Consider the following 12,494-nt stretch of genomic DNA (forward strand, 5'->3'; position numbering starts at 1 on the left):
CCCCGGACCCTTTTTGGCCCTTGTTGCGAGCCTTGAGGCCAAGGTTAGCGGAGGAAACCGGCGACGTCATGCATGAAGATGGTGCTGTCGCAACCATCCAACGACAACGCCGCCGGCGCCCTCGGCGGCGTCACGTTTTCGTCACCAGCCGGGGGTTAGCTGCGCTCTCGCTGCAACGCCGTCCACTGTCGTGGCGGTGCGAAAGCAGGGCGATTTGCGTGGCGCAGGGCGTCGCTCGCGCGAATGCATAACGATTGTGCTTGATCCCCAGGGCTTCTTGACGAGACTGGGAACCGATCACATCTGTGGCCTCCGCCAAAGTTCCACGGCGGGTTCCATCCATCGGGATGTCGAGACGGGAGATGGGGTTTGACCGCAACTGAGCAATTGAAACGTCCGGTTTTGCGGGCGGGGGCCGACATGCGTTCACCTCATAGCCTCAAATGGTTGACACCGCTGGTCGCGCTGGCGCTCTCGGCGTGCGGCGACAAGCCCCCGCAACAGCCGGCCGCCGCCGCGCCGCCCGTTACAGTTGCGCAGCCGGTGAAACGTACCGTGACCGACTGGGATGAATTCACCGGGCGGTTCGAAGCGATCCAGGAGGTCCAGGTCCGCGCCCGCGTCGGCGGTTTCGTGACATCGGTCGAATTCCGTGACGGCTCCATCGTCAAGACCGGCGACTTGCTCTACGTGATCGACGCCCGCCCGTTCGAAGCGGTGGCGGAGCAGGCCAACGGCCAGTTGTCCGACGCTCGCGCCAAGGCGGAGCTGGCCAAGCGTGAACTCGATCGCGCCCTGACTCTGAACCAGACCCAGGCCGTGTCCGATTCCATCGTCGACCAGCGCCGCCAAACCTTGCAGGCGGCCCACGCCGCCGAGATGCAGGCCGAAGGCACGCTCAAGGCCGCCCAGCTCAACATCGAATTTGCCCACGTGGTTGCGCCGATCACCGGCCGTGTCAGCCGCCATCTCGTCACGCCCGGCAATTTGGTGCAGGGCAGCGAGGGCGGCGCGACGCTCCTCACCTCGATCGTCTCGCTCGATCCGATCTACATCTATTTTGATGTCGACGAAGCAACCTATCTGCGCAACAGCAAGCTGTGGTTCGAAGGCAGGCGTCCGAGTTCGCGCGATACGCCGAACCCGGTCGAGGTGACGCTGACCGGCGGGACCAAGCCCTCGCATGAGGGCAAGATGGATTTCCTCGACAATCGCCTGGACGTCTCGACCGGGACGCTGCGCAGCCGTGCTGTCATCCCGAACAAGGATCTCTCGATCCTGCCCGGCCAGTTCGGCCGTGTTCGGATCATCGGCAGTGCGCCATATGAGGCGTTGCTGCTGCCGGACGCTGCCATTGCGACCGACCAGTCGCGCAAGATCGTTTTCGTCGTCAAGGACGACAATACGGTCGAGGCGAAGCCGGTGACGCTTGGGCCGCTCGACGAAGGCCTGCGTGTGATCCGCGAGGGGCTGCAGCCGGAAGACCGGGTGATTGTTGACGGCCTGCAGCGGGCGCGGGTGGGGGCGAAAGTCACCCCGCATGTGGCCGAGGCCAAGCCGGCCGGTGGCAAGACATGAATCTCGGCCGGCTCTCCATCAACCAGCCCATCCTGGCGATGGTGCTGTCGATCGTCCTGCTGATTGTCGGCGCGATCGCCTACACGACGCTGCCCGTCTCGGAATATCCGCAAGTGGTGCCGCCGACGGTAGTGGTCACCACGCAATATCCCGGCGCCTCGGCGCAAACCGTCTCCGATACGGTCGCCGCTCCCATCGAGCAGGAGATCAACGGCGTCGAGGACATGCTGTATCTCTACAGCCAGGCCACCTCGAACGGACAGTTGACGATCACGGTCACGTTCAAGCTCGGCACCGATCTCGACAAGGCCCAGGTGCTGGTGCAGAACCGCGTCGCCATCGCGCAGCCGCGGCTGCCCGAAGAGGTGCAACGCAACGGCGTCGTCACCCGCAAGAACAGTCCTGACATCCTGATGGTCGTGTTCATGCTGTCGCCGGATGACACGTTCGACCAGCTCTATATCTCCAATTACGCGCTGCTACAGGTCCGCGACCAGTTGCTCCGGATCGACGGCGTCGGCGACATCCAGATGTTCGGCGCGCGCGACTATTCGATGCGGCTGTGGCTCGATCCCGACAAGATCGCCACGCTCGGCCTGACCTCAGCCGAGGTGGTGGCGGCGATCCGGGCGCAAAACGTGCAGATCGCGGGCGGCCAGATCGCGGAGCCGCCGATCGCCGACCGCGCCTTTTCGCCGAACCTCACCTTTACCGGTCGTCTCAAGGACCCGAAACAGTTCGAGGAGATCGTGGTCAAGGCCGGCGCCGACGGGCGCACCGTCAAGCTGCGCGATGTCGCGCGGATCGAACTCGGCGCGCTGGCCTATACCACCAACAGCTTCCTGCTGCGCAAATCGGCCGTCGCCATGCTGGTGACCCAGCGGCCCGGTTCGAACGCGCTGGCGACCGCCAAGAGCATTTCGAACACCATGGAACGGCTCAAGACGAGCTTTCCAAAGGGGCTCGACTACAACATCGGCTACAACCCGACCGAATTCATCGCGCAGTCCGTCAGCGAGCTGATCAAGACGATCTATGAGGCGATGGCGCTGGTCGTGATCGTGGTGCTGGTGTTTTTGCAGGGCTGGCGGCCCGCCATTATCCCGATCATCGCGATCCCGGTATCGCTGGTCGGAACCTTCGCAGTGATGGCGGCGCTGGGGTTCTCGATCAATAATCTGACCTTGTTCGGTCTCGTGCTCGCGGTCGGCATCGTGGTCGACGACGCGATCGTGGTGGTCGAGAATGTCGAGCGCCATCTCGAACACGGCATGAGCCGGCGCGATGCCGCGCTGCGCACCATGGAAGAGGTCGGCGGCGCGCTGGTGTCGATCGCGCTGGTGCTGTGCGCGGTGTTCGTGCCGACCGCTTTCCTCGGCGGCATCTCCGGGCAGTTCTTCCAGCAGTTTGCCGTCACCATTGCGGTTGCGACCGCGATTTCGTGCTTCTGTTCGCTGACGCTCTCGCCGGCGCTGGCCTCGCTGATCCTGCAGCCGCATCAGGACAAGCGGCCGGCGGCAAGCTGGAATTTCATCGCGCGCGGCTGGGACGCCTTTACCGGCGTCTTCAATCGCGGCTTCGATCGGCTGGCGCACGGTTATGCCGGCGCCGCCAACTTCGTCATCCGGCATTCCATCGTGATGCTGGTGCTCTATGCGGTGCTGATCGGCAGTGCCGGGTGGCTGCTGATAACCACGCCGCAAGGTTTTATTCCGGCACAGGATAGAGGCTACGTCATCGTTTCGGTGCAGTTGCCGGGCGCGGCATCGCTGGCGCGCACCACCGAGATCGTGCGTGAGATCGAACGAATTGCGCTGGATACGCCTGGCATCATTCGCGTGGCGGCATTTGCCGGATTTTCGGGTGCGACGCGGACGCAGGCGAGCAATGCCGCGGCGTTGTTCCCCGTATTCGATGATCCGGAGGAGCGCCACAAGAAGGGACTTTCCGCAAACGTGGTCGCCAACAATCTGCGCATGCGGCTGGCGAGCATCCAGGGCGCCTTCATCATCGTCATCCCGCCGCCCGCGGTGCCCGGCATCGGCACCGGCGGCGGCTTCACCATGCGGATCCAGGACCGCCAGGGCCGCGGCTCCGAACTGCTTGCCTCGGCGACCGACGAACTGGTCGGCGCGGCGCGCAAGGCGCCGGGCCTGACCCAGGTGTTCTCGCCGTTTTCCGCCAACACGCCGCAACTGTTCGTCGATATCGACCGCGTCAGGGCGCAGAAACTCGGAGTGCCGATTGCCGGTATCACCGACACGATCCAGACCTATTTCGGCTCGTCCTATGTCAACGACTTCAATCTGTTCGGCCGCACCTACCACGTCACGGCGCAGGCCGACCTGCCGTTCCGGAAGGAAACCTCCGATCTGGCGCGCCTGCGCACGCGCAATGCCGCCGGCGACATGGTGATGCTCGGCAGCGTCGTGAGTTTCCGCGACGTCTCCGGGCCCGACCGCGTCGCTCGCTACAATCTCTACCCCGCATCCGAGTTGCAGGGCGACACGCTGCCCGGCACCAGTTCGGCGACCGCCATCAACACCATGAAGAAGCTGGCCGAGGATACGCTGCCGAGCGGCTTCTCGTTCGATTGGACGGATCTGTCGTATCAGCAGGTCACCGGCGGCAACACCGGCCTCTACGTGTTTCCGATCTGCGTGCTGTTCGTGTTCCTGGTGCTGGCGGCGCAGTATGGCTCGTGGAGCCTGCCGTTCGCGGTCATCCTGATCGTGCCGATGTGCCTCTTGGCCGCCACCATCGGCGTGCGCATCATGGGGCAGGACGTCAACATCCTGACCCAAATCGGTTTCGTGGTGCTGGTGGGGCTCGCGGCCAAGAACGCGATTCTGATCGTCGAGTTTGCGCGCGATATCGAACTGGAGGGGAAGCCGCGGCTGGAGGCCGTGATCGAAGCCTGCCGGCTTCGCTTGCGGCCGATCCTGATGACGTCGTTCGCGTTCATCCTCGGCGTGCTGCCGCTGGTGGTCTCGTCGGGCTCCGGCTCCGAGATGCGCCAGGCGGTCGGCGTGGCGGTGTTCTTCGGCATGCTCGGCGTGACGCTGTTCGGCCTGGTCTTCACGCCGATCTTCTACGTCATCGTGCGGAATCTGGCGGACGGGAAGGGCAAGAAGCCTGCCGTGGCGTAGGGACGTACGCCGGGCTATCGGCAGTCGTCATTCCGGGATGCGCCGCAGTCGCAGGCCCGGAATCCATCGGGCCGCACGGCTAGTCGCGAAATGGATTTCGGGCTCGCGCTTCGCGCGCCCCGGAATGACGGTTCCCCATACTTTTGGCTGATCCGAAATGGATGGGCAGGCGCGGGGTTATTGAATAGTGTTGCCAGGTTCCTCTGACAAAAAATTCCGGGAGAAAAAGATGAAGTCGGGATTGTTAGCCGCCGTTGCGGTGGGTGGCCTTTTGCTCGCCGCGCCGGCATCGGCGCAGGGCGTCAAAATCGGTATTCTGAACGATCAATCCGGGGTCTACGCCGATTACGGCGGCAAGTGGTCGTTCGAGGCGGCCAAGATGGCGATCGAGGATTTCGGCGGCGAGGTGCTGGGCCACAAGATCGAAATCATCTCCGCCGATCACCAGAACAAGCCGGATCTCGCCAGCGCAATCGCCCGGCGCTGGTACGATGTCGAAAACGTCGACATGATTACCGAGCTGACGACCTCTTCGGTCGCGCTCGCGATTCACGAGCTTTCGAAGGAGAAGAAGAAAATCGACATCGTCGTGGGCGCGGCGACGTCGCGTCTCACCGGCGACGCCTGCCAGCCCTACGGATTCCACTGGGCCTACGATACGCATGCGCTGGCCTTCGGCACCGGTGGCTCATTGGTGGAAGCCGGCGGCGACAGCTGGTTCTTCATGACCGCCGACTACGCCTTCGGCTATGCCCTCGAGAAGGACACCAGCGATTTCGTCAAGGCCAAGGGCGGCAAGGTGCTGGGTTCGGTCCGCATTCCCCTCAACACCGCGGACTTCTCCTCCTTCCTGCTGCAGGCGCAGAGTTCGAAGGCCAAGATCATCGGGCTCGCCAATGCCGGCCTCGACACCACCAACTCGATCAAGCAGGCGTCGGAATTCGGCATCGTCAAGAGCGGCCAGAAGCTCGCCGGCCTGCTGCTGACGCTCGCCGAAGTCCACGGCCTCGGGCTTGATGCCGCGCAGGGCCTGGTGCTGACGGAAGGCTATTACTGGGACCGCGACGCCAAGAGCCGCAACCTCGCCGAACGCTTCTTCAAGCGCACCGGCCGGATGCCGAACATGATTCAGGCCGGCACCTATTCGGCGACCTTGCAGTATCTGAAGGCGGTCAAGGCGGCAGGCACCAAGGACACCGAGGCGGTCGCCAAGAAGCTGAAGGAGCTTCCGGTGGACGACGATTTTGCGCAAGGCGGCAAGGTTCTCGAAAACGGCCGCATGGTGCACGACCTCTATCTGTTCGAGGTCAAGAAGCCGTCCGAATCGAAGAAGCCGTGGGATTACTACAAGCAGCTCGCCGTGGTCCCCGGCGACAAGGCATTTCCAGCGGCGAAGGATTCCGGCTGCCCGCTGGTGAAGTAGGTCTCTCTGTCGTCCCTGCGAACGCAGGGACCCATAACCACAGGCGCTCGTTGTTAAAACGAGCGTCTGACATTCTGCCTCATCGATCGGCCGCGGCGTATGGGTCCCTGCGTTCGCAGGGACGACGTGGAGTTGGGGTTTGCGTTCTCATTACGCATGCACCAGCCGCCACATAATCGCGCCGATCGCTCCTACCCACAGCGCGATCGCCGCCAGCGCCTGGATCGCAAAGCCCGGGCCGCGGTCCTTGACCGCCCTGGCATAGCCCAGCACGTAGAGAATGCGGCCGATCACCCAGACCAGCCCGATCCCGGCCGCGATGCCATCGCCGATATAGATCGCGAACAGCCACAGCGACGGCAGGAAGATCGGCAGCCACTCCAGCGTATTCATCTGCGCGCGAAACACCCGCTCGAAATCCGGATTGCCCGAAATGGCCGGCAGCTTGACGCCGAATTTGCCGCGCGCCCGTGACACCAGAATGGACGAGTAGAAATAGACCAGGACGGCCAGCAAGGTGACGAGCGCGGTGAAATGATACATCGCGGAAATTCCTCCCGTTTCGTGCAGGCGCTTAATAGCCCGTCATTTCCAGATAGCCTAATCCGGTATGGCTGCCGGCAAAGCTGATCGGGCCTTCCCAATAAGGAAAGCTCGTCCCCATCCAGCTTCGGGCGTTGAGCGGCGTGCATTCGATCGACAGCGCCATCTTCGGAATGGCGATACGCCACGTTGTCGGGATTTTTCGTTTCTCGATCTCGGTGAAGGTCAGCGGGGTCATGACGATGTCTTCGGAGCCGAGCATTGTCGCCGTGCCATCGGGCGCGATCCATTTGCCGGAGCCGTAATGCTGGCCATCGGTCTGGCGCATCCGGTACAGCATCAGCTTGTCGCCGGCGCTGAAATGCAGCGAGAGCCAGTCCCATCCGCTTTGATCGGAGGCCAGCGGCTGGCCGCTCCACTCGCGATCGAGCCAAGCCTGTCCAGACACCTCGACCGGCTTGTCGTCGATGGTAAGTACGCCCTTCGCCGTGTAATGCGGCTGGCTGTAGTAATAGGAGGCCTGCTCGCGCAGCGATTTGCGGCTGTAGCCGCCGTCGCCCTGCAGTACCAGGGGGCGATCGGCGTCGAGGCGAAGGGTGTAGCTAAAATTTTCGCCGGCCGCGCTGAGTTCGAGTGGCGCGATGTTGACATCGTTCAATCCGTCAAGACCGCGCATTCCCCAGGCATCGATCCAGGCACGAAACGGTTTGGCTTCGGCGCCGGCCTGTCCGACGCCACCGCGCGCAAAGGCCTGGCTGAAGCGATGGGTATCGGCGCGGGTAACGGCGGCGTGGCCCATCCAGATCTGCTGGTTGGCCCAGCCCTCCTGCGGGCCGCCCGCCGCGATCGCCTGGCGAAACAGCGTCCATTGGGCGCCGTAGGCTGCTCCATGCGCGTCGGTGAGATTAGCTGTCACATACCACCACTCGATGCGGAATTCCGGATGCGGCCCGTGGTCGGCGGGAAAGGCGAAGGTCCTGCCGGGCATGACCGCTGCAAATCCGTCCGCGCTTTCGCCAAGTCCCGCAAAACCCTGCGCGAGTGCGTTGCCGCCCAGTCCTGCGAGGAGCGCACCGCCGATGAAGCCGCGGCGGGTGATCGGGCCGCTACCGTTCATTGGCAAAAATCCTGATCAGGCTCGCCGGCTGCATGCGCGCCAGCCGGATGACGGGGAGCGCGGATGCCGCGACCGCGGCCGCCATCGCCACGCCTGTCAGCCATAGCAATTGCAGTGGAAAGACGTGGAACGGCAGCCGCCAGCCGAACGCCTTGACGTTGACGACCGCGAGCAGACACCACGCGACCAGGAGACCGAGCGGAAGCGCGAAGATGGTGGTGATCAGCGCCACCGACATCGTTTTGAGAAGTTCGATGACCGCGAGCCGCCGCCGAGTGATGCCGATCGCCCATAGCGGCGCCAGTTGCGGCAGCCGTGAGTTGGCCAGCGTCACCAGGCTCGTCAACAGCGCGACGCCGGCGACGCCGAGCGTAAAGGCGTTCAGCGCCGCGGTCACCGCAAAGGTGCGATTGAAGATCCGCGTCGATTCCGCCTTCATCGTCGCCTGGTCGGCGACATTGCGGTCGTCGAGCGCGAATTTTTCCTGCAGCGCCGCGATCAGCGCCGGTATTTTTGGCGGGGCGACCCGCAATCCCATGCGCGTCAGCGGGATTTCCGGAAAGCGCCGCGTCAGCGCGGCGAAGTTCACCGCGATCTGGCCCTTGGGGTTGCCGTAATCGGCGTAGATGCCGGCCACGTCGAGCGTCCAGTTGCCGCCCGGCGCGGGTACCTCGATGCGGTCACCAACAGAAAGGTGCAGGCGCCGCGCTAGTTGCTCGCTGACGAGGGCGGCATTGCCGGGGCGAAGCTTGACCCAGGCATTGTCCGCCGACTGCAGCAGCGGCCAGTTGTCGCGATAGGTGGCGTGATCGGGCAGGCCCAGCACCTCGATCGGCGCGCCCGCCAGTTGCGTATCGGCGCGGCCGCCGGGCAGGACGGCCTCGACCTCGGGACGCTCGCGCAGCCACGCCCTGATCTCGGCCGCCTGCGCGTCGTTGGCGGCGTTGACATAGACATCGGCCGCCAACCGCCCGTCGAGCCAGACCAGAAACGTGCGGCTAAAGCTCTCGACCATGGTGGAGACGCCGACATTGACGGCAAGCGCAAGCAACAGCGCCATCAGCGCGAGTGACAGCCCGGATAGTTGCTGGCGGCTGTCCGCCCAGAACCAGACGCTGACCGGGGCCCGCGCATAGCGCTGACCAAGCGACAGCATGAGTTCGAGAAACATCGGCAGGATCAGCGCCGCGCCGAGCATCAGCGCCGCGAGCACGGCAAAACCCGAAATCAGGGAATCGCCGAACCAGAGCAGGCCTGCGGCGGTAGCGAACGCCGCGAGCGCCAGCGCGCTCTGGTAGGTCAGCCAGCGCCGCTGCGCCTGTTGCCACGCGTGGGGCTGGGCGGCGGCGAGCAGCGGCAGCCGCAGCGCCTTGGTCAGGCTGGCGGCGGCCGCCGCGAGCGCGCCCAGAATGCTGATGGCAATGCCCGCGATCCACCATTGCGGCTTGAGCGTCAGGTGTCCGGGAATCTGCGCGCCATAGAGGCCGCGCAGCGAGGCGGCGACGTCGGGCAGCAGCGCACCGGCGGTGAAGTAGCCGCACACGAGACCCATAAGCCCCGCGATCAGCGCCAGTGATACCAGTTCGAGCACCAGCACGCCGTTGAGCATCCGCGCCGAGACGCCGCAGGCGCGCAAGGTGCGCAACACCGGCAGCCGCTGTTCGAACGCCAGCCCGATCGCCGAATTGACGATGAAGAGGCCAACAAAGAACGACAGCAACCCGAACGCAGTCAGGTTCAGGTGAAAACTATCGGTGAGGCGTTCGAGGTCGGTCTCCGCATTGGGCTCGATCAGGCGAAGCTGGTCACCGGCGATGCTTTCAAGCGATGCGCGCGGGCCCGCCGTCTTGCCGATCAGAAGGCGTGAGAGCTGATCCGGCATCTTGAGGAGGTTCTGCGCGATGCCGATGTCGACGACCAATACGCCGGGCACCAGGTTCGGCTGCACGCGAAGCGGCGGCAGCAATACGCCACCATTGGCCTGCGGACGGGCGCCGTCCGTAAGTTTGAGATCGGAAAGCGTCTCCGGCGCCACCAGCATCGTGCCCGGCAGCGTCATGAAGGATTGCAGATCGGCCCTGCCGATCGCAGGCGCGTTGCCGACTTCCGCGGGCAGCGTGACTGGTTCGATGCCCAACAACCGGAACGATCGTCCCTCGATCTGGATCCGGCCTTCGAGCACCGGCGAGACCGGCCAACCAGCGCGGCGCAGGTCAACAAAGAGTTGTTGCGGAAAGCTCGCGCCGCTGCGGGCGGTCAGCATGGCAGTGCGGGTGCCGCCAAAGGTGGCGGCGGCGCGATCGTAGGAGGTGCGCGCCTGCTGATTGAGCGCCTGCACGCCGCTCCACAGCGCGGTCGCCGAAATCAATCCGATCAGCAGGGTCGCAAGCTGCATCGGGTGCCGCCGCCAATAGCTCAGCAACACGGCCAGCGTCCACAGCGCGCGCTTCACGCGATCACCCCGGCATGGAGGTTGACCTGCCGGTCCAGCGTTGCGGCGAGCCTTGCGCTGTGCGTCACCATCAGAAAACCGCAGCCACTGCGCGCCACCAGATCGCGCGCCAGCGCCAGCACCTCGTCCGCGGTGTCCTCGTCGAGATTGCCGGTCGGCTCGTCCGCAAGCAGCAGCAGAGGTTTTACCGCCAATGCCCGGCCGATCGCGACGCGCTGTTGCTGGCCGCCCGACAATTGTTCGGGATAGCGTTTGAGGAAATTGCCGAGCCCGAGCCGCTCCACCAGTTCGCGGTGCCAGGCTGCGTCGTGACGGCCGGCAATGCGCGACTGGAAAACCAAATTGTCTTCCACCGTGAGACTCGGAATCAGGTTGAATTGCTGAAACACCAGACCGAGCCGGTCGCGGCGCAATTCCGCGCGCCCGGCATCATTGAGTTCGGAGACCTGTGCATCCGCCAGCCTGATCTCGCCGCCATCGGCCGCATCGAGGCCTGCGATCAGGTGCAACAGCGTGCTCTTGCCGCTGCCGGATTCGCCCGTTAGCGCGACGCTCTCGCCGGCTGCGACGGTCAGGTTCACCCCGCGCAGCACCGCGACCTGTTCGCCGGCTGTGCGGTAGCTCTTGGTCAGGCCGGCCACGCGAAGCACGTTGAGATTACCGTTGGTCATGCGCGACGATGGACCGTTTTGACCATGAAAATCCCCTGGCGTGATGGCATGCAACATATCAGGGCACATGCCCGGGATCACGGCCTCAATCGCGCCGCGACGTGATCGTGATCCGATTGGCGCGCGCCTGCCGTGGCAGCCGGCAGTTGCGAAGCGGGGTCTCCGGAAAAATCCGGGTTGCCTTGCCCGCGACCCCCCTTGTAGCATTGGAACCGGCCGATCTAACAGAGCCAGCAAAGATAGACGGGGAGACCAGCCATGACCGCGCAACCGACGCCCAAGGGCGCATGGAAGATCACCTTCCTGCTGTTTCTGTTCATGCTGGTGAACTTTGCCGACAAGATCGTGGTGGGCCTTGGCGGCGCGCCGATCATGGACGAGCTGAAGCTCTCGCCGGAGCAGTTCGGCTTCCTCGGCTCCTCGTTCTTCATCCTGTTCTCGATCTCGGCCATCGTCGTCGGCTTCATCGCCAATCGTGTTGACACCCGCTGGGTGCTGCTCGTGATGGCGGTGATCTGGTCGGTGGCGCAGTTTCCAATGGTTGGCACCGTCAGTTTCACCACGCTCGTGATCTGCCGCATCATCCTCGGCGCCGGAGAGGGGCCGGCATTTGCGGTGGCGGCGCACGCGCTCTACAAGTGGTTTCCCGACGAGAAGCGAACGCTGCCGACTGCCATTCTCTCGCAAGGCTCGGCTTTCGGCGTGATCCTGGCGGTGCCGGCGCTGAACTGGATCATCGTCAATCATAGCTGGCACTATGCGTTCGGCGCGCTCGGCGTGGTTGGCTTGATGTGGGCCGTGGCGTGGCTGGTGATGGGCAAGGAGGGACCGTTGGTGCAGACGGTCGCGATGGCCGCAGCCGATCCGCCCGTTCCCTATTTCCAGCTCCTGACTTCGCGAACTTTCATCGGCTGCTGCGCCGCGACCTTCGGCGCCTATTGGGCGCTGTCGCTCGGATTGACCTGGTTCACGCCCTTCATCGTCAAGGGGCTCGGCTTTTCGCAAAAGGATGCGGGCTGGATTTCGGTGCTGCCCTGGGTGTTCGGCGCGGCCATCGTGCTGCTGACCGGATGGATTTCGCAGGTGATGTTGGCACGCGGCTTCACGACGCGCATCTCGCGCGGCGTGCTCGGCTCGGTGCCGCTGATCATCGGCGGACTGATCCTCGCCTGGCTGCCGTATGTCAGCGGCGCGGGGCTGCAGATTGCGTTCCTCGTGGTCGGCTCGGGTCTGTGCGGGTCGATCTACGTGGTCTGTCCGCCGATGCTCGGCGAATTCACGCCGGTGCAGCAGCGCGGCGCCGTGCTCGCGATCTACGGCGCGATCTATACGTTTGCGGGAATGATTGCCCCTTCCGTGATGGGCTTCGTGATCCAGAACGCGGCAGTGCCGCTCGACGGCTATATGACCGGCTTCACCATCAATGCGGTGGTGATGGCCGCGTCGGGGTTGCTTGGGCTGTTGCTGCTCTGGCCCAACACGGAGCGCGCAAGGCTGATGGCCCAGGCGACGGTGCAGCCGAAGTTCGCGTGAAGCGAATTCGCAATAGCTCTTTCGTCGT

At 64.3% G+C, this 12,494-nt stretch carries 8 protein-coding genes; 4 read left to right on the top strand and 4 right to left on the bottom strand.

The genetic code is table 11. The features are described 5' to 3' along the window. The first annotated feature begins 420 nt into the window (after positions 1 to 420). The 3 genes from ACPPVP_RS03315 to ACPPVP_RS03325 all read left to right on the top strand — a co-directional run bounded on the left by ACPPVP_RS03315 (position 421) and on the right by ACPPVP_RS03325 (position 6,150). Positions 421 to 1,578, top strand: a complete 1,158-nt coding sequence (locus tag ACPPVP_RS03315; protein WP_426531270.1) for an efflux RND transporter periplasmic adaptor subunit — start codon at positions 421 to 423, stop codon at positions 1,576 to 1,578. Beyond that, positions 1,575 to 4,727: an efflux RND transporter permease subunit gene (locus tag ACPPVP_RS03320; protein ID WP_426531272.1), complete on the top strand. Its 3,153-nt coding sequence runs from the start codon at positions 1,575 to 1,577 to the stop codon at positions 4,725 to 4,727. Before ACPPVP_RS03315 ends, ACPPVP_RS03320 begins: the two co-directional genes overlap by 4 nt. A 229-nt stretch (positions 4,728 to 4,956) precedes the next feature. Then, positions 4,957 to 6,150: an ABC transporter substrate-binding protein gene (locus ACPPVP_RS03325; protein ID WP_426531274.1), complete on the top strand. Its 1,194-nt coding sequence runs from the start codon at positions 4,957 to 4,959 to the stop codon at positions 6,148 to 6,150. A 150-nt stretch (positions 6,151 to 6,300) separates the two neighbouring features. On the opposite strand, the gene ACPPVP_RS03330 is transcribed toward ACPPVP_RS03325, so the two are convergent. Genes ACPPVP_RS03330 through ACPPVP_RS03345 form a run of 4 tightly spaced genes read right to left on the bottom strand, consistent with a single transcriptional unit; the run spans position 6,301 to position 10,933 of the window. Continuing rightward, positions 6,301 to 6,693 (bottom strand): MAPEG family protein, encoded by a 393-nt coding sequence (locus ACPPVP_RS03330; protein WP_426531276.1) that lies wholly within the window; start codon positions 6,691 to 6,693, stop codon positions 6,301 to 6,303. A gap of 31 nt (positions 6,694 to 6,724) precedes the next feature. Beyond that, entirely contained in the window at positions 6,725 to 7,810 is a 1,086-nt protein-coding gene (locus ACPPVP_RS03335; protein WP_426531278.1) for a lipocalin-like domain-containing protein, read from the bottom strand. Further along, the gene (locus ACPPVP_RS03340) at positions 7,800 to 10,262 is read right to left on the bottom strand and encodes an FtsX-like permease family protein (protein WP_426531280.1); all 2,463 of its coding nucleotides are present in this window, start codon (positions 10,260 to 10,262) and stop codon (positions 7,800 to 7,802) included. The genes ACPPVP_RS03335 and ACPPVP_RS03340 overlap by 11 nt, the downstream gene beginning before the upstream one ends. After that, positions 10,259 to 10,933 carry an ABC transporter ATP-binding protein gene (locus ACPPVP_RS03345; protein WP_426531282.1) on the bottom strand — a complete coding sequence of 225 codons (675 nt, stop codon included), beginning with the start codon at positions 10,931 to 10,933 and terminating at the stop codon, positions 10,259 to 10,261. Before ACPPVP_RS03345 ends, ACPPVP_RS03340 begins: the two co-directional genes overlap by 4 nt. 258 nt (positions 10,934 to 11,191) lie before the next feature. Between ACPPVP_RS03345 and ACPPVP_RS03350 the strand changes: the two genes are divergently transcribed. Continuing rightward, positions 11,192 to 12,466: an MFS transporter gene (locus ACPPVP_RS03350; protein WP_426531284.1), complete on the top strand. Its 1,275-nt coding sequence runs from the start codon at positions 11,192 to 11,194 to the stop codon at positions 12,464 to 12,466. Positions 12,467 to 12,494: the final 28 nt, after the last annotated feature.

Origin of the sequence: Bradyrhizobium sp. McL0615 (assembly GCF_049993905.1) — a bacterium.
In the GTDB taxonomy this organism is placed as follows: Bacteria; Pseudomonadota; Alphaproteobacteria; order Rhizobiales; family Xanthobacteraceae; genus Bradyrhizobium.